A 22,974-nucleotide genomic window follows, 5' to 3' on the forward strand; every position below is an offset into this window, starting at 1 on the left:
CGGAAGAGTTCCGCGAGCACCTGGGGGTCGTCGTTCACTCCTGCGGTCACGGGACACTGGTTCACCAGCATCACGCCCAGGCCGTGCAGCAGGCGCACGGCCGCGACTGCCTCCTCCGTCAACTCCCTGGGGTGGTCGAAGTGGCACATCAGGTGAATGCGGACCCGGGCCCCCGCGTACTCGCCGAACATCCGCTGCAGCTCGGCGTCGTCCAGCACGCGATACGGGTTGAACGCGAGGATCTTGCTCCCTATCCGGACGGAGGTCACGTGCGGGATGGAAGCGACGGAGTGGAGTATCGGCGCGAGCCGATGGGTGGGCAGGGTCAGCGGATCGCCTCCGGTGAGCAGCACGTCGGTGATCTCGGGATGCGCGCGGATGTAATCGATGCTGCCCGAGACGTCGTGCGCCGTCTCCCGGTTCCCCGTCCTGAACAGCCGCTTGCGGAAGCAGTAGCGGCAGAAGCCCGCGCACTGGTCGGTCACCAGCATCAGGGCGGTGTCCGCGTACTTGTGCTGCAGGCCGGGCAGCTTCGTGTTGGAGGCCTCGTTCGAGGCGTCCAGGCGGCCCCACGGGGAGAGCTCCCCCTCGCTCGGGACGATGAGGGTGCGGATCGGGTCCTGCTCCGCGGACCAGTCGATCAGCCGAGCGTAGTAGTCGTTGGTGCGGAAGGCGTAGTGCCTGCACACCCGGGCCAGGGGGGCGGGGTCGACCCCACCGAGCCGCGCCAGCGCGCGGACGTCGGTGAGGTAGCGCGCAGGGCGGCGGCTGCCCTCGCCGATGCGCCCGGTGCTCTCGACGGTGTGAGGAACCATGTGGCTCTCCTTCGCGGGTCGACGTCGCTACGTCCGCTCCTGGGAGACCCCTCGAAACGTAGGACGCCGGGCGGCCCGGAAGCGTTCCCGCTTCCCGTGGGCGAGCCTAGGCTTCCGAGCCACTCACGCGGGGCTCGGCCGGACACATCCACGGGCCCGGTGCGGTCGGCTGGTCCCGATGGCGGCCGGTTTCCCGGTCCTTGCGTCGCCGGCGGATGCACCGGCGTCGCCGCATCCCGGGGTAAAGGAAAAGGCCACCGTCTGAAGGGTCCCTTCAGATAGCGGCCCGACTATCTGTCACCAACCTCCGGGGGCGTGCGCCGCCCGGACCCGATAGCGCTCTTCTCTTGTCACAATCTTGTCCGCCCCGGCCGCTCCTGTCAACCGCCGGCGGCCCCTCCACGGGGGGCATCCGCACGCCGAGGAGCGCCTCGGTTCGCATCCTACCTGGGCGTTCCCGAAAGGCCACCTCCAGCGGGCGAGGGCTGCGGGACGGAGCCGTCCGCGCCGCGCGGAGGGCGTCCGGGTAGCGTATCCTGTACCCGTCCCCGCCGGGTCGCGGGGCGCCGCATGTCAGCCCGTCCGAGGGCATCCCGCGGTCGAATGCCGCAGCGCCGCAGGGAGCCCCCGCATGCCGTTCGAGCCGCCCGCCGTCCTGTCCCCCGAGGCTCGGCCCGTCGCCCCGGCCGACGTCGCGGCCGAGTCCTGGGCAGCGGCGTTCCCTCGCGAGCGCCGCGCCCTGGTGCTGGCCCCAGGCTCGGCCGACGGCTGGTTCCGCGGCCGGCCGGTCGTGGCGTGCGATCCCGAGGAGATCGTGGAGCTGCCCGGCACGCTGCCGTTCCGGGAGCCCTACCGGCCGGCGGAGCCTCTCGCCCGCGCGGGCGCGCTCCTCGACGCCGTCTTCGGCTCGAGCGAGGCGTCCCTCGCCGCCGCTCTGCTCACCTACGAGGGTGCGTTGGCCGCCGCGCTCTTCCGGCGCGGCCTCGTGCTGGCCGAGGACGGCTGGCGGCCGTGGGGGGACTGGAGCTCCGGACCGGCGGTGCCGCGCGCTCCGGCCCGGCACCGCGGGGCGAAGACCCCGCGGGCGGGCTCCGCGCTCGCGACCGGCCTGACGTCCTCGATGTCCCGCACCGCGCACCGCCGCGCGGTGCTCGCCGTCCACGAGGCCATCAGGCGCGGCGACGTCTACGTCCTCAACCTCACGCGCACGCTGCGCGGTGAGGCGCGCGTTCCGCGCGGATCGCTGTTCGCGGCGCTCGTCGAGCGTTCGCGGGCCGACATGGCGGCGTGCTGGTCGCTTCCGGGCCGCGACGTCTCCTCGGGCTCTCCGGAGCGCTTCGTGCGGGTCACGGCCGGCCGCGGCCGGCGTGCCGCGGGCACGGGAGCCGGGACGCTGGCGGGCGCACGCGTCGAGATCGCACCGATCAAGGGGACGCGCCCGCGCGGCGCCAGGCCGGGCGCCGACGCGCTGCTCGCCTCGGAGCTCGCGTCCTCGGCCAAGGAGCGCGCCGAGCACGTGATGATCGTCGACCTCGAACGCAACGACCTCGGGCGCGTGTGCGTGCCCGGCTCCGTCGGCGTCTCGCCGCTGCTGGAGGTGCGCACCACTCCGTACTGCCACCAGATGGTGAGCTGCGTGCAGGGCACGGTGGCGGCGGGCATCGACTCCGCGGACCTGCTGGCGGCCACGTTCCCGTGCGGCTCGGTGACCGGGGCGCCCAAGTTCGCCGCGATGAAGGCGGTCGCCGGGCTCGAAGGGGGGCCGCGCGGCCTCTACACCGGCAGCCTCGTCGTGGCCGTGCCCGGCGCGATCGACTCCTCGGTGCTCATCCGGACCGCCGAGCTGGCCGAGGACGGGGCGGTCTCGTGGGGTACCGGCGGAGGGGTGACCATCGACTCCGACCCCGCCGAGGAGTGGCGCGAGACGGTGCTCAAAGCCGTGCCCCTCACCGGTGCTACGCGGACGGCCAGCCGCTGAGGGCGGCGGCGAGGATGCCCGCGTCGAGCACGGGGACGGCCACGAACCACCGGTGCCAGAACAGCGCGGTGAGCGCGAGGGAGCCCAGCGCCCCCGCGGCGGCCGCGACCCGCCAGGCCGCAGCCGCGCCCGGCACACCCAGCAAGCCGAGGCCGGCGGCGGTGAACGCCAGCACGGTCACCGCGACGAGCGTACGCCCGGCCGCCACCAGGACCGACGGCTCGGACCGCGGGAGCAGAGGGGAGCGCGTGAGGTCGAACGGGTACGCGGGGTCGTCCGGGCCTGGTGTCACCCACGCCAGGTGTATGAGGCCGTGCAGGATGACGAACGCTCCGAACAGGCTTCGCGCCACCCGTGTCCTCCTCGGCTCGCAACGGCCCTTCCGTGGCTCCGCCCCCGACGGCCCAGACTAGCAGAGGGTGCGGCGAGAAGGGTGTCGACGGCCCGAAGCCTGCTCGGGACCGCCCGTCGCGGTGGTAGGCTGGACGGGACCGCCCCGACGGAGGGGAGGACCGCCCAAGATGCTCGAGTCGCTCGGCTTCACCGAGCGCTGGCGCGCGCTGATCGCCCCGCATGCCGAGGCCGGTCTCGTCCCCGGCCGGGTCGTTCGCGCCGATCGCGGCAGCGTGCTGGTGGGGACCGAGGACGGGATCGTGCGCGCCGAGCCCTCCCCGCGCCTCGTTCGCGCGGCGGCGTCGCCGGCCGACCTGCCCGTCGCCGGCGACTGGGTCGCTCTCGACCCCGCGCCCACCCACGAGGCCGCGTTCGTGGAGGCGGTGCTGGAGCGGTCCTCGGCGTTCACGCGCGGCGACCCCGGCAAGGCCACCCTCACCCAGGTCGTGGCCGCGAACGTCGACACGGTGTTCGTCGTGCAGTCGCTGGCCGAGGAGCCCAGGGCGCGGCGCATCGAGCGCGAGCTGGCGATGGCTTGGGAGAGCGGAGCGGTGCCGGTGCTGGTCCTCAACAAGGCGGACCTCTCCCCGGATCCGGCGGCGGCTCTCGCGTCGGCGGAAGAGGTGGCGCCGGGAGTGGACGTCCACCTCACGAGCGCCGAGACGGCCCTGGGCGTCGAGAGCCTGCTCGCCTACACCGAGGGGCACCGCACCGTCGCGCTCATCGGCCCGTCCGGCGTGGGCAAGTCCACGCTCATCAACGCGCTGGCCGGCTCGGACATCCAGGCAGTTCGCGAGGTGCGCCTCTCGGACGGGAAAGGGCGCCACACCACCGTCGCCCGCGAGCTCGTGCCGCTGCCCACCGGCGGCGTGCTGATCGACACGCCAGGCATGCGCGCGCTCGCGCTGACCGAGTCCGAGGAGGGCATCGAGGCCGCGTTCCCCGAGATCACGGCTCTGACCGCGCGGTGCCGCTTCGGGGACTGCTCGCACGAGACAGAGCCCGGCTGCGCGGTGCTCGCGGCCGTGGAGGACGGCGAGCTGGCCGAGGAGCGTCTCGCGAGCTGGCGCAAGCTGCGCGCCGAGTCGCGCTTCGCCGCGCGCAAGGCCGACGCCCGCCTGCGCGCCGAGGAGACCCGCAAGTGGAAGCTGCTCAGCAAGGAGATCCGGCGGCACTACCGCGAGAGGGGCAAGGGGTAGCGGCTGCACGGGGGCGATCGCACCGGTGTGACTACGTCCCCAGCAACGCCTGTGCGATCCAAAGCGCGGCCATGCCGACGACCAGTGTCGCGCCGAGTCGCGCTTCGCCGCGCGCAAGGCCGACGCCCGCCTGCGCGCCGAGGAGACCCGCAAGTGGAAGCTGCTCAGCAAGGAGATCCGGCGGCACTACCGCGAGAGGGGCAAGGGGTAGCGGCTGCACGGGGGCGATCGCACCGGTGTGACTACGTCCCCAGCAACGCCTGTGCGATCCAAAGCGCGGCCATGCCGACGACCAGCGTCGCGACGGTGTTGCGCCACCTGAGCGCGACGACCAGGCCGACAGCCGCGGCGATCGTGCGCGCCGGCGCGAGCTCGTAGCCGCCGTCGGTCCGCAGGTACAGCGAGCCGGGCACGGCGAGAGCGGCGAGCGCCGCGGCGGGCACGTGGCGCAGCAGCGTCGCCAGCCACGGCGGGACGGGCCGGTGCCCGTGCAGCAGGATAGGCAGGCTCCGAAGGGCGTACGTGCCGAGCCCGACGGTCACGATGAGCACCCAGAAGCGTGCCGTGTCGCTCATCGGCGGGTCTCCTCGGCGGGGTGCTCGCGCCGGGTGCGAGGCTCCCGGAAGGCACCCCATACCACGCCCGTCACGATCGCGGCCAGCAGGCCCGTCTGCATCGGCAGCACGGGGACCAGGAAGGCTGCGGCCGCCGCGGTGGCCAGTGCGGCCTCGGTGTCCGCGCGTTCTTCGAGCGCCGGCACCAGCATCGCGAGGAAGACGAGGGGCACGGCGAAATCGAGGGACCAGCCCGCCGGGACGAGCGCCCCGCCCAGCGCGCCGGCGATGTTCGTGACCTGCCAGACGCTCGCGAGCAGCAGCCACGTCCCGGCGTAGTAGGGCACGACGTCGACGTCGCGATGCCGCCCGACGGTCATGGTCGCGGCGTAGGACTGGTCCACGAGCATGTGTCCCAGAAGCGGCCGGAGCCGCCCCGCCCGCGGCGCCAGCACGGGCGCGATCGAGGCGGCGTAGATGAGGAAGCGCGCGTTGACCACCAGCGCGGTGCCGATAGCCACGAGCAGCGGCGCGCCCTCGCGGAAGAGCGCCGTGGCGGCGAGTTGCGCCGCGCCGGCGTTCACGAGCAGCGACATGCCGACCGCTTCGGGCACCTCGAAGCCCGCCTCGACGACCGCGGCGCCGGCGACCAGGCCGAACGGAGCGATGCCCAGCGCTATCGGCGATGCGTCTCGCGCTCCGGCGAGCAGGCTTCGGGTCGTGCGCGACATGACGGCTCCCGGACGGGGGTGGGGCGGATACGCGATGGTAGCACGCGTGGGCGGAGCGCGACGGCGGTCCCGGCGCCGGTGCGGGGTCAGCCCGTTCGCGCCTCGTCGATCCTTCCGTCGACGAGCCGAAGCCTCTCGTCGGCCTCCTCGGCCATCCGCGGGTCGTGCGTGACCATGACGCAGGTCATGTCGCGCCCGTGGATATGCGCGCGCAGCATGTCCACGACCTGGCGCCCCCGCTCGGTGTCCAGGTTCGAGGTCGGTTCGTCCACGAGCATGATGCGGGGCTCGTTCATCAGCGCCCGGGCGATCGCGGTCCGCTGCCTCTCGCCGCCCGAGAGCGCCGAGGGCACGTGCCGCGCTCGGGCCTCCAGCCCGAACTCGGCCAGCAGCGCCGCCGCGCGCTCACGGTGCTCGCGCCGGATCCGGCCGCCCAAGCGCGGTATGAGCAGGAGGTTCTCCTCGGTGGTGAGGTAGGGCACCAGATGATGGTCCTGAAAGACGAGGCCGACGTGCTCGCGCCGGAAGGCCGCGGCGGCCCGGTCGTCGCGAAGGTGCACGGCGCGGCCCTCGATCACGATACGCCCCGACGAGGGAGCCAGAAGGCCGGCGATCACCGAGAGCAGCGTCGTCTTGCCCGACCCGGACGGGCCGAGGACCGCCAGCAGCCGCCCGCGCTCGAGAGCGAAGGACACGTCGTCGAGCGCGAGGACGGCGGTGCGTCCGCTGCCGTAGGACTTGGTGACGTTGGCGACCTCCAGCAGGCTCACGTGCCGCTCCTCGCGCTGAGGGCCGCGGCGGGGTCGATGCGAAGGATGCTGGCCAGCGAGAAGACGCTGCCGAGGTAGGCCGTGGCGTACACTGCGGCCAGGCTGAGCGCCCAGCGTGCCGGTCGCGGGTCGAACGCCATCGTCGGCGGCATCGAGCGGCCCGCGCCCAGCGCGAGCAGCGTGCCGAGGACCGCCGCGACCGTGACGAGGATCGTGATCTGCGCGAGCAGCTGACGGTAGAGGTAGCCGCTCGACGCGCCCAAGGCCTTGATCGCGGCGACCTGGGCGGTCTTGTGCAGCGTGGTGACGTAGAAGAAGACGCCGATCACGAGCGCGCCGATGAGCAGCGAGACGGCCTGGATGCCGTTGGTGGCCAGCACCATCACGTTCATGCCGCTGCCGGCCATGGCCGCCTCCTCCGGCGTGACGACCTCGAAGCCCTCCCCGAGCGAGGCGGCCAGGTCGTCGGGGGTGACGCCCTCGGCGAGCTCGACCGCGGCGATCGAGGCGCCGCCGGAGGTCCGCGCCGTGAGCGTACCCGCGTCCGGCGTCCCCTCACCGCCGCCGCCCGCCATCCTCGAGAGCATGCCGGACAGGTACAACTCCTCCCAGGTGGCGAGGTCCACGTACACCGCCGGCGCCATTGTGTAGCGCCGGTCCTCGGTGAAGCCGATGACCGTGATCTCCTCGTCTATGGGCGTGAGGTGCAGCGTGTCGCCGACCTCGACACCGTTCACCGCGGCGGTCACGTCGACGATCGCCTCGCGCCGACCGGGCTCCCCGCCGGCGCCCTCGACGATGGGGAGCTGGTCGAAGCGGCCGCCCAACCCGAACACGCGGGCGTCGAAGCGCTCCTCGGCGGAGTCGACGGTCACGATCGCGTGCCCGACCCCGTAGGCCTCGCGCACGCCCTCGGCCACCGAGATGGCCGCGAGGTCCTCGGCGGAGAGCAGGGACCGCTCGAGCTGGACGTAGGTGTCGGCCTGGAACACGAGCGCGTCGGCGGCGAGGGACCCCTTGGCGCCGGTCATGCCCGTAACGAGGCCCTCCGACATCGCCGACATGAGCATGGTGAGCGAGACGACCAGGCCGATCGCGAGTGCGATCAGCCCGAACTTCAGTCTGCTGCCGAGGAGTTCCTTGACCGCGAGCACGACGGCTCCCCGCTGGAGGACGGCTGATTGCGATGATAGCGGATGGGGGTGCGGCGCGCCGGGCGAGGGGGGTGAGCGCAAGAGGCCGCACGTGACGTTGACTATAACTGCCGTTTATGCGCACCATATCGGGTGCTGATGTACTCGATGACGAGGGGGGTCGATGTCCGGGTCAAGAGCGATCGGCCCGTCCGCCTGGCTGCTGGGGGGAGCGGGGCTGGCCATCGGAGCCGTGGCAGCCTGGCTGGTCGGCCAGGGCAACCCGGGGAACATGGGGCTCTGCATCGCCTGCTTCCTGCGGGACACGGCCGGGTTCTTCGGCGGCGCGGGGTTCAAGATGGGGGCGGTCGCCTACGTCCGTCCCGAGATCGTGGGGCTGATCCTGGGTTCGACCGCCTCCGCGCTCGCGTTCCGCGAGTTCCGCGCCCGGGGAGGCTCCGCGACCATCCTGAGGTTCGTGCTGGGCTTCATCTTCATGACCGCCGCTCTCGTCTTCCTCGGGTGTACCGTGAGGGCCTGGCTGAGGCTCGGGGGCGGCGACCTCAACGCCGCCTTCGGGATCGCGGGGCTCGTGGCGGGCGTGGCGTTGGGCGCGAAGCTGCTCGGGAGCGGCTTCAACATGGGCCGCTCGGGGCGCCTGCCGGCCGCGGCCGGATGGCTCGGCCCGGCGCTGGGCGTGGCGCTGCTCGCGCTGGCCGTCATGGCCGCCGCGGGGGCGAAGCCCGCGGCGTTCACGCTGACGCCGGCCGGGGCGAGAGCCACCGCCGAGAAGGCCGTGATCTCCGCGGAGGGAGAGCCGCTCAAGCCCGAGGGCGCCACGATGGCCGACGGCGCGGTGGTCGGGGCGGACGGCGCGGTGGTGAGCGGCGCGGAGTCCGTGGCCGCCGCCAAGCCGATGCCGGGGGGCAAGCGAGCTCCGTTCGCGATAGCGCTGGCGGCGGGCCTGGCGCTCGGCGTGGTCGCGCAGCGCAGCCGCTTCTGCTCCGTCGGCGGCATCCGCGACGCCATCCTCGTACGCCGCTTCGACCTGCTGTTCGGTGTGCTAGGACTGCTGGCCGGCTCGCTGGCGGTCAACCTCGTCCTGGGACAGTTCCGGCTCGGGTTCGCGGACCAGCCGATCGCGCACACCGACGCGCTGGGCAACCTGGCGGCGATGGCCGTCGCCGGCCTTGCCGCGGTGCTGCTGGGCGGGTGCCCGTTCCGCCAGGTGGTCATGTCCGGGGAGGGAGACGCGGACGCGTTCGCGGCGGTCCTCGGGATGGGCGCGGGGGCCTTGTTCGCGCACCGGCTGCAGTTCGCGTCTTCGTCGGCGGGGCTCGCGCCGTCGGCCTGGCCGGTCCTCGGCGTGATGACCGCCTTGCTGATCGGCATCGCGCTGTGGAAGCGAGAGAGCCTTCCGGAGACGACCGCCGCCGAGCGTGCGGCGTAGAGAGGAGAGTGAGGATGACCGAGATCGACGCCCGCGGGCTCTCGTGCCCGCTGCCGCTCATGCGGACGAAGAAGGCCCTCGACGGCGGGGCAGGCGAACTGACGGTGCTGTGCGACAACGGGACCGCGAAGGCCAACGTCGTGAACCTGCTGTCGGACTCCGGCTTCGAGGTCGACGTGGCCGAGTCAGCGGGCGAGTACCGGATCTCGGCGCGGAGGTAGGGTGGGCCTGCTCGGGCGCAAGCGCCGCAGAAGAGAGGGCGGAGAAGGCCGGGGGATGTTCCTCTTCGAGGAGGTGTCCCAGGCTCTCAAGGCCGAGAAGACGCTGCTGAGCGAGGGGTACGACGTCCGCCTCGTCGCCCCCCCGCAGCACCTGCGCGCCGGGTGCGACCTCGCCGTGGCCGTCGAGTCGTTCGAGCAGCCCGGCGCGCGCAGGGCGCTGGAGGGTGCCCGCGTGCTCGTCCGAGGGTGGGCCGACACGCTGGAGGGCGGGCTCGAGCTGGCCGCTCTGGTCACGACCGAGGACTTCGGGGAGTGGCTGATGGTGCGCGCCGGCAACATGAAGGCCTCCGTCGAGAAGGCGACGGGTCGCATCGTCAACACCTCCGGCGGCGGGTGCCCCGACATCCCGTACCTGAACCTGAGGCTGGTGGGCCGCACCCTGCGGGAGGCCGAGGCGCCCAAGGACCTCGGCTACACGCTGTGCGCGCTGATGCTCGACCGGGCCGTCGAGGGGTGCCGGCGAGAGCTGCTCGCCGAGGACCGGGAGGCGCACCCCGCCGAGGATGGGCGTGCCGCGCCCGAGTGCTCGGAGGCCTCCGCGTGAGCCTTCTGGTCGCCGGCACCTACCCCGTCCCCGGCGGCGAGACCCTCCTCGGCGAGGTGTGCTCGGACGCGGATGGATGCTTGAGCGTCGCGGGGCGGCGGCTGCCCTCGGGCCAAGGCACGGCCGCCATGCTCGCCGCCGCGCTCGCCGTGTCGCGGCACCTCGCCGTCGAGGCGCCCACAGCGCTGCTCGCCGGCGACATCGGGCGGGGAGAGGGGACGCGGGCCGTCTTCGCCCGCCTGCCCCAGGCGGTCGAGGAGCTGCGGCCCTCGGTCCTTGCCTTCCACTACCTGCAGCCGGTCATGGCGCTGATGCGGGGAGCGCTCGACGCGCTGGCGCCGCGCCTGCGATCCGGCCCCTTGACGCTGGTGGCCGACGCGGGGGGCATGTACGCGGCGAAGGCGGCCGGCCTCGCGCCTCGCTTCGAGCTGATGACGCCGGACGTCGGCGAGATCGGCTTCCTCGCCGACCCGCGGGTCACGCATCCCGCCTACGTCTCGCGCTACCTCTTCGGCGCGCCCGGATTCGAACCCGACGAGCTGGTGCGCCTCGCCCATGACGGCGGGGGTGCCTCTCGCGTGCTGCTCGTGAAGGGCGCGGTCGACCGGGTGGCGGTGGAGGGCCGCGTGACGCAGACGATCCGGCAGCCGTGCGTGCCCGCGCTCGAGGCGATCGGGGGCACGGGCGACACCGTCACGGGACTCGCGGCGGGACTGATGACCGCCGGCTTCCCCACCGAGGACGCCGCGCGCTGCGCCGCGCTCGCCAACCGCCATGCGGGTGAGGCGCTCAAGGCCCGTCCGGACCACACGGCGGCGGATATCGCGGCACGCTTCCCCGAGGTGCTCTCCAAGGGGCTTTGCGGCTGGTCCGGCGAGGCGTGCGCCCCGAGCCGCCGGCCGGGCCGAGCCGCCGCGGGAGGGCCGCCTACCTAGGTGCCGTCCGCGCTCCGACGATCAGACCGCGCTCCTCGTCGTAGACGATGGAGCGGCGCTTGGTCTCGAGCGAGGCCGCCGCCTCGGCGTCCAGGCCGTCGCGCTTGGGCAGGATCCGCCAGATCGACGGGTCCTCGGCGCCGAGGCGCCAGACCGCGTAACCGCGCGGCTCGGAGCCCGACGCCGCCTTGATCTGGTTGAACATCGTCACCGCGTCCAGCATCCACAGCCGGTGATGCACGCCGCCCTTCCTGTGGGCGAAGGTGGGGTTCAGCGACTTCTCGTCGAGCTTCACGGGCACGCCGGCCTTGCGGGCCTCGGCCATGGCGCTGGCGTACGTGTGCGCCTTGGCGCGCGAGCCGCCGCCGGACCAGTCGTAGGTCCAGCTGCCCAGCGCGATGACGACCTTGTCCGGCGGCACCTTCGAGAAGAACTCGCGCAGGGAGCGCTCGTACCAGCCCTGCGAGGCCACCGGGCCGGACGGGCTCGTCTTCCAATGCTCGTCGTACATCATGGGGATGAGGTAGTCGGAGCTTCTCGCGAGCGCCTCGTAGTCGTAGGTCTTCGAGTCGGCCAGCACGTCGGCGGAGACCTCCAGGCCGTGCTTCTCGGCGAGGGGGTACAGCTCGCGCATGAACCTCACGAGGTCGACGCGGCTGGAGGCCGGCAGCCCTTCGAAGTCGATGTTCACGCCGTCGAATCCGCCGTCGCGCATCGTGCGGACGATGTCCTCGGCCATGCGCTTCCGCGCGGCGCGCTTCTCGAGCTTGCCGGCCAGCGCCTTGGGGTCCTGCCCCGGACCGAAGTTGTTCACGATCGGCATCACGCGCAGGTCCGGGCGCTTCTCGCGTATGAGCTTGATGGCGCGGGCCTGCCGTTTGGCGTCGAGCTGCTTCACGCGGCCGCCGCCGTCGATCGTGTACCACTCGGGCATCACGATCGTGAGCTCACCGATGTTGGCGGCCAGCGAATCGTAGCTCGACTCGTCCCAGTTGACGTAGAAGCCGACGAGCTCGCTGCGCGCTTCGGGCGCCGAGGGCCCCGGCTCGGCGGCCGGCTCCGGCTGCGCGCCGGGGGCGGGCGCGGCATCGGCCTCGCGCTCGGCGCCGGGGGCCGTCCCGGGTTCCGCTCCGGGGGCGGCTTCGAGCGTTGCGCCGCCCGGCGCCGCGGCGGCGGACAGCGGAGTCTCGGCGCTCCCGGCACCCGTGCCTATGCCTTGGGAGAGCGCGGGCGTCAGCATGACGAAGATGCCCGGCAGAGCCAGGGCGAGCAGGCCGACATTGCGCCGCTGCTCGGCGGGCACCCGGCGGTACGCACGACCGACGCGCTCGACGGACGGTCCGCACGCGCGTCCCGCGCTCTCGCACGCGAAGCGGTGCAGCCGGCGGAGGCGGCCGGCGAGGCCGCGGCGGCGCCTGTCGGCTCGCCGGGGCCGCGGGGTGTGGGTGTTGATATCCATGCCCGGCTGTCGAGCAACCGGGTTGCCAAACGATACGCAGTTTCCTCCAGGCCCTGCCCTCGTCGGGGGGCGCGATCGTCCGCGGCACCCGGGTCAGACGCGGATCACCATGCCGTCGACGGCCACCCCGGCCGCGACGCCGCGCTCCTCGCCGAGGCGCTTCACGAGCGCCGCGGCCTCCTCGGGACGGATCCTCACGATACGCGAGCCGCAGTGGGTGAAGACGGCTTCCGGCACTCCGTACGCGGAGCACCACTCCAGCTGTGCCTCGATCGTCGCGTGCCCGACCGCCTCGCCGCCGCGGCGCTGCACGATCCGGCGGCCGTGCGTCGCGCCGTCCCCGGCGTAGAGGCGCACCCCGCGCAGCGCGTCGGCGGGATCGACGAGCTCGAGCACGTCGGGGACGTAGAACACCCGCGAGCGGCCGCGCTCCAGCCGATAGCCGACGGCCGGCGCCCGAAGCGAGTGCGTCGCCTGGTGAGCCGTCACGGCGAGCCGGCCGACGCGCTGCCGCTCCCCTGGCGCCACGACACGTCGCTCGAGCGGGTAGCGCGCGAGCAGCTCGTGCGTGGCGGCGGTGGCGTAGACGGGGCATGGAGCGCCGTCGGCGAGTGCCCCAGCGTGGTCCGTGTGAGCGTGCGTGACGAGGATCGCGTCGGGAGCGAGGGCGGCGAGCCGGCCGCGCCAGTCGTCGCCGGCGTCCACGAGCACGCGGGCGCCCTCGGTCACCACGAGCAGTGACGAGTGGTAGCGATGCAGCGCGCTGGCCATGCGGATGTTCCCGCGCGTGCCGAGGAAAGTCAGTCGCACGCTCTGCCTCCGCCCGCCTCCCCGGCCATCGCCTCCGCTGCACGCGCGTCCACGCTTCCGCGAGCCGAAGCGCCGAGGCCCGCCGAAGGTGAGTGTGCCCGCGGCACGCACCCGCCATTCGGTGCAGCCGGCACCGCCTAGGCCGCAGCACCCTCGGCGCCGGTCATGCGGTCTCCCCGGCGGCTCTCGTGCCCAGGGTCCTCGCCATGGCCGACCCCAGCCGCCGTGCGAGCTCCAGGTGCGTGTCGGTGAACTCGACAGGGAAGGAGCGCATGTCGAAGGAGACGGCTCCCATCGGTTCGCCCGAGCGCACCAGCGGCACGGCGAGCGTGGCGCATAGGCCCCTGCGCAGTATCGCGTGCGCCTCCAGCCTGTCGTCGCGGCGGGCATCGGAACTCACGAACGGCTCCCTCGTGTGCAGGACGTGCGCGAGCTGGGCGTGCTCCTTGCTCTCGAACGGCGCCCAGCACGCATCCGGGTCCTCGCACCCCGTCATGACGCTCCATCCGTCGCCGTCGCCCACGACGAGGCAGCACGAGTCGCAGCCCAGGACCTCTGCCGCCCTCGCAGCGGCGTGCCGAAGCCGCTCTCGCGGCGGGACGGGCGAGGGCAGGTCGCTCTCCAGCGACGCGAGGATGTCCTCCAGCTCGCGCCTGCGCACCGAATCGGCGACCTGTGAGAGCGAGAGCACGAAACCTTGCACCCCCCCTCGATCGTTCACCGGCGCGAGCGACCAGATCCAGCGGCGGTCCGACGCCGAGCGGGGCCGGGAGAAGGGTGAGGCCCCCGCATGGGACTCGACGGGGTCGCCGGTGGCCCTAGCCTGCAGGAAGAGGTCCCGGCGTGGGAAGTCCGGGAAGGCCTCGAAGAAGTTCGCGTAGAGGAGCTCTCTCTCGGACAGCCCGGCATCGCGGGCGAAACTCGGGCTCAGCGCGAGGATGTCGAACGCCGCGTCGAGGTAGGCGACGGGGGCCCTCGTCCCCGCGAGCGTCGAGGAGAACGTCGCCATCGGGACGATGTGGGCGTAGCCCCGGAAGACCACCTCGTAGGCGAGTGCGGCGTTCAGCAGCGCGAAGAGCACGGGGGCCGGGCTGAAGGGCAGGGGCACGTCCATCACCCGGGCCACGCCCGTCGCCACGACCCCCGCCAGCGGGAGTCCGGAGGCGGCTCCGAGGGCGACGGCCTGCCGTCTGCCGGCCTTGGTTCCGAGGGACCACGAACTCGTCACGACCAGCCACGCGCCGACGCTCGCCGTGGCGGTGACCGCGACGTAGTGCACGGGCGCGAGCGGCCCGCCGGCCACCGAGCCGTCCGCGAGAGGGCGCATGAAGAGGTGATGCCAGGGGTTGGACGTGGCGGCGACGAGCGTGAACGCCGCGGGCAGATGGGCCATGACGATGCCCGCCGGGCTCGTCCAGAAGCGGTTGCGGGCTTTCGCGGCGGCGAACAGCGGCCAGTAGGCGGAAGCGCCGGCGAGCCCGATGGAGTACGCCCACAGCAGAAGGTGCCCGGGCCCCTCCGGCGGCGTGAGCGCGGGGTCGGGGTACGGTCCCCAGTTCATCTGCGCGAAGGATGCGAGCGACCAGACGGTGACCGAGACGTTGAGCGCGATGAACCAGAGGATCAGCCTCGACCCGCGGTGGGGTACGGTGGCCGCGGCGCACGTGAGCGCGAAGGACGTCACGGCGGCGAAGAGCGGGAGGAACGAGAACGGCTCGATCATCGTCGGGACCTCCCTTGCGTGCATCCTTCGAAGCCCGCTTGAAGCGATGATAGTGTCTGGAGGCCCCCGAGCCTAGGGGACGGTCGCCGGACCTTCCCCGGCCCTCTCGCCGCACCGGGGTCGGTCGGCGTCCCGCTCGAGCGCGAGGCGCTCGATGAAGCGCCGCTGGAACTCCGGGTGGGCGGCCGGATCGAGCGTTCGAACGGAGCTCGCCAGCGCGTCGGCTTCCGCGCGCGCCGAGGCGCTCAGCAGCGCGCGGAGGGCCCCGGAGAGGGCGGTGTTGCCGGCGAAGACGACCCGGTCCTCCCAGACGGCGGGCAGCAGTCCCATCCGAGTGAGCGCCGAGGGCCGCACGTGGAGGCCGAAGCCCCCGGCGACCAGCACCCGCGCGATCTCGCCGGCGTCCACGCGCGCCTCGGCCAGCAGCAGGTCGAGACCGGCCCGCACCGCACCCTTCGCGAGCTGGACCTGCCGTACGTCGCCCTGGGTGAGGAGCGTGCCGCCGGCGAGACGGATCGCGGTCCGGCCGCCGGCTTCCGTCACCCGCCGGCCGAGCGCACCGCCGGGCGCAGGCGCGAGGCGACCGGAGGAATCGAGCGCCCCGGCCTCCAGCAGGACGGCGACCAGGTCGAGAAGGCCGCTGCCGCAGAGGCCGGCCGGCCGCTCCTCGGCGATCGTGGTGAACGCGAGGTCGCCGGAGGCCCACTCGACGCGCTCGATCGCGCCGGCCTCGGCGCGCATGCCGCAGGAGACGGTCGCGCCCTCCAGCGCCGGACCCGCGGCGGCGGACGTAGCGATCATGACGCCCGGCGCCCGCAGGAGCATCTCCCCGTTCGTGCCGAGGTCGACGAGGACGGCCGTCTCATCCCGGCCGGCGAGCCCCGTGGCCAGCAGGCCCGCCGTCAAGTCCGCCCCGACGAAGGCCGACGCGCCCGGGAGCGTGAGGACGCGGCACCGCCGCAGGGCGGGCATGCCGAGGGAGCGCGCCTCACGGGCCGTCGAGGCCACGAACGCTCCTTGATACGGCGAGGCGGAGAGAGGGGAGACGTCCTCGCCGAGGAAGAGGCCGAGCATCGCCGTGTTGCCCGCCACCACCATCTCGAGCAGCGCCTCGGGTCCCGTACCGGAATCCCGCAGCAGCCCGAGCGCGAGTCCCTCCACGGCCCCGGTCGCGGCGGCCTTCAGCTCGGCGGCCTTGCCTCCGAGCGCCGCGCCCACGCGGCTCATGACGTCGTGTCCCTCGGCTACCTGCGGGTTGAGCGCGGCAGCGGTGCCGAGGACGGTGCCGGTGCGCAACTCCGCGAGCAGGCAGGCGACCGTCGTCGTGCCGATGTCCACGGCCGCGCCCAACGCCGGACCCTCGGCGGGAAGTCCGCGCTCCTCGGGGGGCTCGACCACGAGCGCCGCGCTCACCCCGAAGTCGAGCGCGCGCAAGCCCTCTCGCGCCGGCGGCGCCACCACGGCGTCGCCGTCCACCCGCGCCCGGCACGCGAGGCGCACCCCGGCTGCGAGCTCCTCGGCGATGAGCAGCGAGCGCTCGGTCGGATCGGGCGGCCCCACGGCCCCGGAGACCCTCACGCGGCACCTGCCGCAGCGCCCGAGTCCGCCGCAGGGCGCGTCCAGTGTGACGCCGGCCGCGGACGCGGCCTCGCGCAGGGTGACGCCGACGGGCACGCGCACGGCGGGCCCACCCTCACCGAACCTGACGAAGGCAGCGGTCACTTCCGGCGTCCTTCCCGTCCCCGCCCCGCGCGGGGTCGACGCCATCCAGCATACGTCCTCGGCCCGTCTCAGGGCAGCGCCGGGGTCCGTGGCCGCGCGAACGGGGGTATCTTCCTCTCACAGGCGCGGCAGCCGGCGGAAGCCGGCCGAAGGCGACGGAGGATGATGGCGGTGACCCCACCCGTGGGCGGCTGCCCCGGACAGGACAGGCGTTTCCTCACGGCGAGCCTTCACAAGTGTCCGGAGTGCGGATACGAGGTGGAGATGTTCTCCGACGAGCAGAGGGCCATCTGCCGGAAGTGCCGGACCGAGGTGTCGCGGGAGAGCGCGCCGAGTTGCATCCAGTGGTGCGCGTCGGCCCGTGAGTGCATCGGCGAGGAGCGTTGGCGCGCCCTGTTCTCGGGCGAGGAGACGTGAGGGCCCCACCCTGGATGCGTCCGCTGGCCGAGCGACGGCCCTCGGTTCCAGGACTTGCCTGCGAGACCGCCGACACCGGGATGCTGGTGGAGACGGGCGACGATCTCTGCCTCGGCCGCCACCCCTCCGACGCGCTGCCGTAGGGGAGGCGCTCACGCACCCGTCCGTGCCCCGGTGGGCGCCTTCTCCTTGGCGGGGGCCTCGATGGGCTCGAACCTGTCCGCCAGCTTCTCGCTCACCTGCGGCATCGTCGTGTACTCGAGCTCGTCGAGCGACAGGCGGTGCGGCTCGAAGGGTCCGTGCTGCCGCAGGTAGTCGGCAATGTCGAGCGCGCGGCGACGCGCGTTGTCGAAGCTGATGTCGCCGAGCATGTCGCGAGGCTGGCCCAGCGTGCCGTCGGTGGTGATCTGGAAGCCGTACCCGACCACCCGCGGCGGGCCGTCGAAGCGGCTCGGGGTATCGTCGGACCACGAGACCGGCATCAGCGGGCCGTGGTGCGATCCGCGCATCCAACCGGCGACGGTGTGCGGGAACGCGAAGGGCTCGAGCGCCTCGCCGACGGCGGGCAGGCCGCTCTGGCAGCGCACGATCATCACCGGGTCGTCCTTGCCGACGTAGCGCCCGGCGATGAGGCTGAGGCGCTGCGTCGACGTCGAGGCGGCCACCGCCCGGTCGCTCTTGCGGAGGACGTGTTTGATGACGTAGCGGCTCGGAGCGCCGATGTAGACGAGCATGTCGTGGATCTCGCCCGGGCAGTCGAACAGCACCTTCTTGCTCTCGAAGAGGTCGTGTACCTCGAAGAGGAACCCGTCGTGCATGCTCGGGTCGATCACCAGACCCGCCGTGTTGAAGGGGTCGGCGAACATCTTGTAGAGCGGCAGGTTCCACGCCCCGGGCTCCGTCTTGTCGGCGAGGAAGATCATGACCGGCTCGCTCGGGCGCACCTCCATCTCGAGCTCCGCGCATCCCGGACCGAGCCCGCGGCAGTTGCCCGAGAACGCCTCCGCCAGCAGGTCCTGTCCCGCTCCGTACTGGCCGAGGCGCTTGGCGACCTCGGTCATCTGAACGAACGTGTCCCACGCGTACTCATGCAGGCGACTGTCGTCGACGCCGTGCTCGTGCGTCATGATGAGCGCCGTGTCGTCGCCCACGCATCCGCGCTGCCCGTCGAGGATCAGCCCGTCGCGCGCGGCGGCGCGCAGCCTCTCCTCGGCGACGGCCGAGACCTCGGGATGCACGCTCGAGTGTCCGACCCACCCCCCGATGTCCGCCTTGATGACGCTCAACGTGATCTTCCGGCCCATGAGACGCCCCCTCACTCCTGAAGGACTCGAGAGCGCGTGACGACGGCCGGCGCGCTCCCCCGATATGGGGTAGATACCGAAATCTGTGAGCCGGGAATCAACCGGCCGTCGGAGGCGGCGCGGAGGCGCCCGGCGCCGAGTCCTCGGCCAGCCGGAGCGCCAGCACCGCGGCGTCGTCGCGCAACTCGCCGTTGCACTCCCTCACGGCCGCGAGCACCTCGTCGGGCAGCCCCTCCACCCCGCCGTGCCACCTCTCGAGCAGCGAGCGAAGGCGCTCCTCCCCGTAGCGGCCGCCGTCGCACTCGGCCTCGGTGACGCCGTCGGTGTACAGCAGCAGCACGTCGCCCGGCCCCATCCGCTCGTAGCGGCAGTCCCACCGGAGGTCCCGGAACGCGCCGAGGATGGGCGAGGCGGCGAGCAGTTCCTCCACGCTGCCGCCGGCGCGCTTCAGCAGAGCCGGCGGGTGTCCGGCGTTGCAGTACGACAGGCGACCGTCCGCCGTGTCGAGGATGCCGATGAAGGCCGTGGCGAACACCTCCGGTCCCGACGAGCGCCAGATCATCTCGTTCGCCTTCTCGGCCGCCACCTCAGGCGTGTCGCCCTCGTAGAGGTGCGTCCGCAGAGTGGCCTTGACCACGGTCGTGAGAGCGGCGGCCTTCAGACCCTTCCCGGCGACGTCGCCTATCGCGACGGCCACGTGTCCGTCGTCGAGCGGGAACAGGTCGTAGAAGTCCCCGGCGATGCGCGAGACGGTGCCCGCCGAGACGTACTCGTCCTCGAACCCGACGCCGGGGATCTCCGTGGGGCGGCGCATGTACGCCTCCTGCAGGGTCTCGGAGGTGCGCCGCTCGAGCTCGATGATCCGCGCGTTCTCCACCGCGCGCGCGATCACGACGCTCAGGACGTCGAAGAGCTCCATCTCGTCCTCGGCGAACGGCCGGCGCCCTTGGAAGCCGAGGCTGCACGTCCCGACGAGTTCTCCTCGGAAGAACAGCGGCATGGTCACGTAGCGCGTGTTCACCATGGGCGCCTGCTCGGGCGCGAGCTCCTCGTCCTCGTGGGAGAGCGTCCGGCGCTCGCGGATGGCGCGGATTGTGAGGAGGTTCGACTCGTTCAGGGGGTGGACCCGCAGTCGCCAGAGCATCGGCTCCGCGTACCCGAAGCAGGCGACCATCCGGAGGCGCTCCTCGTCCGCGTCGTACACCGAGATGTCGCCGGCGCAGAGCCCGAGGGAGTCCCTGATCGCGCAGAGGATCTCCTCGGCGACCTCCTCCAGCGACATACCCTCGCTCGTGGCGAGCGCCACGCGCTGCAGCAGCTCGGCGCGGCCGAGGGCGCGCTCGAGCTCCTCTTGCATCACGCGTTCCTCGGTCACGTCATGGACGATGCACGCCACCGCCAGCAGCTCGCCCTCGCGTGAGCACACCGGGCTGAAGGAGTACTCGAAACACCGGGACCCGAGCTCGGGCGGCGTGCGCATCTCGCCCTTGCTCGGCTGGTGGGACCGCACGACGGCGTCGATACGGCGGAAGAACCGCGCCATCACGTCGGGCGGCACGCCCAGTTCCCGCCACGACTTGCCCGCGACCTCCTCCGGTCGGCCGGTGACCCGACCCACGGCGCGGTTGGCGTAGGCGAACTCGTGCTCGGGGGTCACGACCATCACCAGGTCCGGCGACCCCCCGAGGACCTGGTCGAGCGTCTCGAGCACTTCGGCGAGCGGCTGCACCCTCGGCTCCCCCTCCGAGTCGGCGCAAGGCCTGCGAGAAGTTGATTCCCCTGCAGGGCCGGCGTGTGGCCGGAAGGCGGAAGGGAGGAGCCGGCCGGGGGCCGGGGCGCGGGCCGCATCGCCGGCGAGGGCGGATCCGGTCACACCGCCGCACGCGACGCTACGGCAGGGCGCCGGGGTCGAAGATGACGTTGTCGGCCAGCGCCTCGGCGCGCTCGAAGGACTCGGGGTCCTCCGCGGTCCAGGCGAGCACCGGGCGGCCGCGAAGCCGTTGCAGCTTCACGCCGAGGCGCGGCAGCCCGTCGAGCTCGTAAGCGACGAAGTCCGGGCGGCCCTTCCAGTTCGTCAGGAGGTGTCGCAGGACGAAGCGCTTGTGGACGGCGACGTCCTCGCCGGCGAACGTCCCGGAGAGCTGTCCTCGGGGGAGGTCCGGGGCGCGCTCGGCCACGCGGGCGAGCGAGAACGGGTTGAACGACATGACCGCCGCCTCGCCCTCGTAGCCGTCGAGCTCCTCGGTCACCGCGTCCTCCAGTCGGCCGGCGCCGCCCCGGTTCTTGATCTCGACCAGGACCGGCACACGGCCGTCGATCTCGGCGAGCGCCTCGCCCAGGGTCGGGAGGCGCTCCTCGGTGCCGAGCAGCCGCAGTCGCCGGATCTCCTCGAGGCGCGCGTCCTCCACGCGCCGCGGGTCGCCGGTCATGCGCTCGAGGGAGTCGTCGTGGATGACGACGACGTGCCCGTCGGCGGTGAGGTGAACGTCGAGCTCGACCGGGTATCCGGCCTCGGCCGCGGCGCGGAACGCCGCGATCGAGTTCTCCGGACGCCGCGCATCGCCGCTGTGCAGCCCGCGGTGCGCTATCGGCTTCCGGGTCAGCCAGCCGGGCATCTGCCCGCGCGGGGGCATGCCCCCCGTTGCGAACCAGTAGGCCGCGACGAGGGCGAGCAGGGCGGCGGCGAGGGCGATGAGGGCCCAGGGAAGGCGCACGAGAACCCACCTCACAACGAGGGACGAGGTCGAGGGTAGCACGCGACGCCCCGCGGCCGTGGCCGACCGGTGACGGATGCGGATCGCGGACGCGGGGCGGAGCGCGTTTCTGGGGAACCATACCCGCGTCGAGGCGAGAGGAGGCGCGCGATGACCGTCTACACGTCGGGGGACTGGCTCGTGATGCCCGGGCACGAGCAGGAGTTCGTGGATGCCTGGCTCGAGTTCGCCCACCAGAGCAACACGGAGTTCGGGCAGGGCGGCTGGGGGATGCTCCTGCGCGACAAGGACGAGCCGAGGCACTTCATCAGCGTCGGGTCGTGGCCCGACGAGCGGGCCGTCGAGCAGTGGCGCGCGAGCCACACCTTCAGGCACGGGGTGGAGTCCGTCCGCATCCACGTCGAGGACATGACCATACGCACGCTGGACCACGCCGCGGAGGTCGGCCGGGTGGCGACGCGCGCGTAGGGCGAGCGCGCGGGGTGCCGGGGTCTGGCATAATGTCGCGCATCATGATCCGCCCCTGCAGCCCGGACGAGTCCGACACGGTCCTCGGCGTCATCAACGCCGCCGCCGAGGCGTACCGCGGCGTGATCCCGCGGGACCGCTGGCACGAGCCGTACATGACCGCGGAGCACCTCGGCGGCGAGATCGCCTCCGGCGTGCGGTTCTTCGGGCTCGAGGAGTCCGGCGAGCTCCTCGGCGTGATGGGCATCCAGGACGTCGAGCGCTCCGGCGCCCCTGGCGTCACCCTCATCCGTCACGCGTACGTGCGGCCCGACGCGCAGCGCCGCGGCGTCGGCGGGCGCCTGCTCGCGCACCTGCGTGCTCTCGCGGAGCGGCCGATCCTCGTCGGTACGTGGGCCGACGCGTGCTGGGCGGTCGCGTTCTACGAGCGCAACGGGTTCCGCCGCGTGACGCGCGAGGAGACCGCGAGGCTGCTGCGCACCTACTGGGACATCCCCGAGCGGCAGGCGGAGACGTCGGTCGTGCTCGCGGAGGAGGGCGCCGGATGATCGACCACGTCGCGATGGCGGAGGCGTACGAGCAGGGCCGCTTCTACGCGCTGCAGCTCGAGGTCAACGACGCCTGCGAGCAGGCCTGCGCGTACTGCTACATGAACGCGCTGCCCGACGTCCAGAGCATGCTCGCCGACGACGAGGTCCTCGGCGTGCTGTCCGACGCCGCCGACGCGGGCTTCAGCGCGATCGAGTGGCTCGGCGGCGAGCCGCTGGACCGCCCGGGGGTCTTCGGGCTGATGGAGCGGGCGCGGGAGCTCGGGTTGCGCAACAACGTCTGGACGGGCGGGCTGCCGCTCGCCCGCCCCGGCGTCGCCGAGCGGGTGGCCGAGCTCGCCGAGGGAGCGCTCGTGTCGGTGCACCTCTCGACGCTCGACCGGGCGCTCTACGAGCGGCTCCACCCCGGCCGCTCCGCCGGGGACATCGGCACGATCCTCGCCGGCGTCGAGCGCCTGCTGGCCCTCGGGTACCCCTCCGGGCGGATGCTGGACTCGGTGACGTTCACCGGTGCGCAGCCCGCCGAGGACCTGATCGCCACCATCGACGCGTTCGAGGGCCGCTACGGCATCCGCACGTCGCTGAACGTCTACCACACCTACCTCAGGCCCGGGTACGACCCCGGCGAGCTGGCGCGGTTCGTCCCGCAGCCCGAGGAGGTCCGCCGTGTCCACCGCCGCTACGAGCGCCAGTGGGGCGGGCCGATGCCGATGAACTGCGTCGACAAGCGGTACTGCTCGACCACCGTCGCGGTGCTCAACGACGGCGCCGTGACGTCCTGCGCCACCATCCGTGACGGCGTAGGCGGCATCCGCGAGGAGGGCGGGCTCGCCGCCGTGCTCGGCGCGCGGCGCGAGGCGCTCACGCTCGCGGCGCTCAAGGACGCGGCCAACCTGCCCGAGGGGTGCGCGGAGTGCGGGATGTCCGAGGACTGCTGGGGCTGCCGTTCGCGCGCGTACGCGGCGGGGAGGGGGGTCCTCGGCAAGGACCCGAGGTGCTACCGGTCGGGCTGAGGGCCGGCCGCTG

At 73.0% G+C, this 22,974-nt stretch carries 24 protein-coding genes; 11 read left to right on the plus strand and 13 right to left on the minus strand.

Going from position 1 to position 22,974, the window contains the following annotated elements:
• Positions 1-815 (minus strand): KamA family radical SAM protein (locus IBX62_02890; protein MBE0476027.1); only part of this gene is annotated, 815 nt, incomplete at its 3' end.
• 631 nt (positions 816-1,446) lie between these two features.
• On the opposite strand from IBX62_02890, the gene IBX62_02895 reads away from it, so the two are divergent.
• Positions 1,447-2,793, plus strand: coding sequence for an anthranilate synthase component I family protein (locus IBX62_02895; GenBank protein MBE0476028.1), 1,347 nt, complete (start codon positions 1,447-1,449; stop codon positions 2,791-2,793).
• Here IBX62_02895 and IBX62_02900 read toward each other — a convergent pair.
• Entirely contained in the window at positions 2,771-3,145 is a 375-nt protein-coding gene (locus IBX62_02900; protein ID MBE0476029.1) for a hypothetical protein, read from the minus strand. The genes IBX62_02895 and IBX62_02900 overlap by 23 nt on opposite strands.
• Before the next feature lie 169 nt (positions 3,146-3,314).
• On the opposite strand from IBX62_02900, the gene rsgA reads away from it, so the two are divergent.
• Positions 3,315-4,385, plus strand: coding sequence for a ribosome small subunit-dependent GTPase A (rsgA, locus tag IBX62_02905; protein MBE0476030.1), 1,071 nt, complete (start codon positions 3,315-3,317; stop codon positions 4,383-4,385).
• 242 nt (positions 4,386-4,627) lie between these two features.
• On the opposite strand, the gene IBX62_02910 is transcribed toward rsgA, so the two are convergent.
• From IBX62_02910 to IBX62_02925, 4 genes are all read right to left on the minus strand, one after another.
• A complete protein-coding gene (locus IBX62_02910; GenBank protein ID MBE0476031.1) occupies positions 4,628-4,960 on the minus strand; it encodes an AzlD domain-containing protein in 333 nt (110 codons plus the stop codon).
• Positions 4,957-5,670, minus strand: a complete 714-nt coding sequence (locus tag IBX62_02915; protein ID MBE0476032.1) for an AzlC family ABC transporter permease — start codon at positions 5,668-5,670, stop codon at positions 4,957-4,959. Before IBX62_02915 ends, IBX62_02910 begins: the two co-directional genes overlap by 4 nt.
• Positions 5,671-5,756: 86 nt before the next feature.
• Entirely contained in the window at positions 5,757-6,440 is a 684-nt protein-coding gene (locus IBX62_02920; GenBank protein MBE0476033.1) for an ABC transporter ATP-binding protein, read from the minus strand.
• On the minus strand, positions 6,437-7,594 hold the full coding sequence (locus IBX62_02925; GenBank protein ID MBE0476034.1) for an ABC transporter permease: 1,158 nt from the start codon (positions 7,592-7,594) through the stop codon (positions 6,437-6,439). Before IBX62_02925 ends, IBX62_02920 begins: the two co-directional genes overlap by 4 nt.
• A 163-nt stretch (positions 7,595-7,757) precedes the next feature.
• On the opposite strand from IBX62_02925, the gene IBX62_02930 reads away from it, so the two are divergent.
• Genes IBX62_02930 through IBX62_02945 form a run of 4 tightly spaced genes read left to right on the plus strand, consistent with a single transcriptional unit; the run spans position 7,758 to position 10,783 of the window.
• Positions 7,758-9,023, plus strand: a complete 1,266-nt coding sequence (locus IBX62_02930; protein MBE0476035.1) for a YeeE/YedE family protein — start codon at positions 7,758-7,760, stop codon at positions 9,021-9,023.
• 14 nt (positions 9,024-9,037) lie between these two features.
• Entirely contained in the window at positions 9,038-9,244 is a 207-nt protein-coding gene (locus tag IBX62_02935) for a sulfurtransferase TusA family protein (GenBank protein ID MBE0476036.1), read from the plus strand.
• A 55-nt stretch (positions 9,245-9,299) separates the two neighbouring features.
• Positions 9,300-9,848, plus strand: coding sequence for a DUF3343 domain-containing protein (locus IBX62_02940; GenBank protein MBE0476037.1), 549 nt, complete (start codon positions 9,300-9,302; stop codon positions 9,846-9,848).
• Positions 9,845-10,783: a sugar kinase gene (locus IBX62_02945; protein ID MBE0476038.1), complete on the plus strand. Its 939-nt coding sequence runs from the start codon at positions 9,845-9,847 to the stop codon at positions 10,781-10,783. Before IBX62_02940 ends, IBX62_02945 begins: the two co-directional genes overlap by 4 nt.
• On the opposite strand, the gene IBX62_02950 is transcribed toward IBX62_02945, so the two are convergent.
• The 4 genes from IBX62_02950 to IBX62_02965 form a co-directional block, all read right to left on the minus strand.
• The gene (locus IBX62_02950; protein MBE0476039.1) at positions 10,776-12,242 is read right to left on the minus strand and encodes a hypothetical protein; all 1,467 of its coding nucleotides are present in this window, start codon (positions 12,240-12,242) and stop codon (positions 10,776-10,778) included. The genes IBX62_02945 and IBX62_02950 overlap by 8 nt on opposite strands.
• 93 nt (positions 12,243-12,335) lie before the next feature.
• Positions 12,336-13,052, minus strand: a complete 717-nt coding sequence (locus tag IBX62_02955) for an MBL fold metallo-hydrolase (protein ID MBE0476040.1) — start codon at positions 13,050-13,052, stop codon at positions 12,336-12,338.
• Between the two features lie 163 nt (positions 13,053-13,215).
• A complete protein-coding gene (locus tag IBX62_02960; GenBank protein ID MBE0476041.1) occupies positions 13,216-14,775 on the minus strand; it encodes a GAF domain-containing protein in 1,560 nt (519 codons plus the stop codon).
• Positions 14,776-14,847: 72 nt separating this feature from the next.
• Positions 14,848-16,497: a DUF4445 domain-containing protein gene (locus tag IBX62_02965; GenBank protein MBE0476042.1), complete on the minus strand. Its 1,650-nt coding sequence runs from the start codon at positions 16,495-16,497 to the stop codon at positions 14,848-14,850.
• A 165-nt stretch (positions 16,498-16,662) separates the two neighbouring features.
• Between IBX62_02965 and IBX62_02970 the strand changes: the two genes are divergently transcribed.
• Both IBX62_02970 and IBX62_02975 read left to right on the plus strand, forming a co-directional pair.
• Positions 16,663-16,914 carry a phosphohydrolase gene (locus IBX62_02970; protein ID MBE0476043.1) on the plus strand — a complete coding sequence of 84 codons (252 nt, stop codon included), beginning with the start codon at positions 16,663-16,665 and terminating at the stop codon, positions 16,912-16,914.
• A complete protein-coding gene (locus IBX62_02975; GenBank protein MBE0476044.1) occupies positions 16,911-17,057 on the plus strand; it encodes a hypothetical protein in 147 nt (48 codons plus the stop codon). Before IBX62_02970 ends, IBX62_02975 begins: the two co-directional genes overlap by 4 nt.
• Positions 17,058-17,066: 9 nt before the next feature.
• On the opposite strand, the gene IBX62_02980 is transcribed toward IBX62_02975, so the two are convergent.
• The 3 genes from IBX62_02980 to IBX62_02990 form a co-directional block, all read right to left on the minus strand.
• On the minus strand, positions 17,067-18,218 hold the full coding sequence (locus tag IBX62_02980; protein MBE0476045.1) for a fructose 1,6-bisphosphatase: 1,152 nt from the start codon (positions 18,216-18,218) through the stop codon (positions 17,067-17,069).
• 97 nt (positions 18,219-18,315) lie between these two features.
• Positions 18,316-19,947 carry a SpoIIE family protein phosphatase gene (locus tag IBX62_02985; protein MBE0476046.1) on the minus strand — a complete coding sequence of 544 codons (1,632 nt, stop codon included), beginning with the start codon at positions 19,945-19,947 and terminating at the stop codon, positions 18,316-18,318.
• A 160-nt stretch (positions 19,948-20,107) separates the two neighbouring features.
• Entirely contained in the window at positions 20,108-20,932 is an 825-nt protein-coding gene (locus IBX62_02990) for a glycerophosphodiester phosphodiesterase (protein MBE0476047.1), read from the minus strand.
• A gap of 150 nt (positions 20,933-21,082) precedes the next feature.
• Between IBX62_02990 and IBX62_02995 the strand changes: the two genes are divergently transcribed.
• Genes IBX62_02995 through IBX62_03005 form a run of 3 tightly spaced genes read left to right on the plus strand, consistent with a single transcriptional unit; the run spans position 21,083 to position 22,961 of the window.
• Positions 21,083-21,400: an antibiotic biosynthesis monooxygenase gene (locus tag IBX62_02995; protein MBE0476048.1), complete on the plus strand. Its 318-nt coding sequence runs from the start codon at positions 21,083-21,085 to the stop codon at positions 21,398-21,400.
• A 44-nt stretch (positions 21,401-21,444) separates the two neighbouring features.
• Positions 21,445-21,948, plus strand: coding sequence for a GNAT family N-acetyltransferase (locus IBX62_03000; GenBank protein ID MBE0476049.1), 504 nt, complete (start codon positions 21,445-21,447; stop codon positions 21,946-21,948).
• Positions 21,945-22,961 (plus strand): radical SAM protein, encoded by a 1,017-nt coding sequence (locus IBX62_03005; GenBank protein ID MBE0476050.1) that lies wholly within the window; start codon positions 21,945-21,947, stop codon positions 22,959-22,961. Before IBX62_03000 ends, IBX62_03005 begins: the two co-directional genes overlap by 4 nt.
• Positions 22,962-22,974: the final 13 nt, after the last annotated feature.

This window comes from Coriobacteriia bacterium, from assembly GCA_014859305.1.
In the GTDB taxonomy this organism is placed as follows: Bacteria; Actinomycetota; Coriobacteriia; order Anaerosomatales; family Kmv31; genus Kmv31.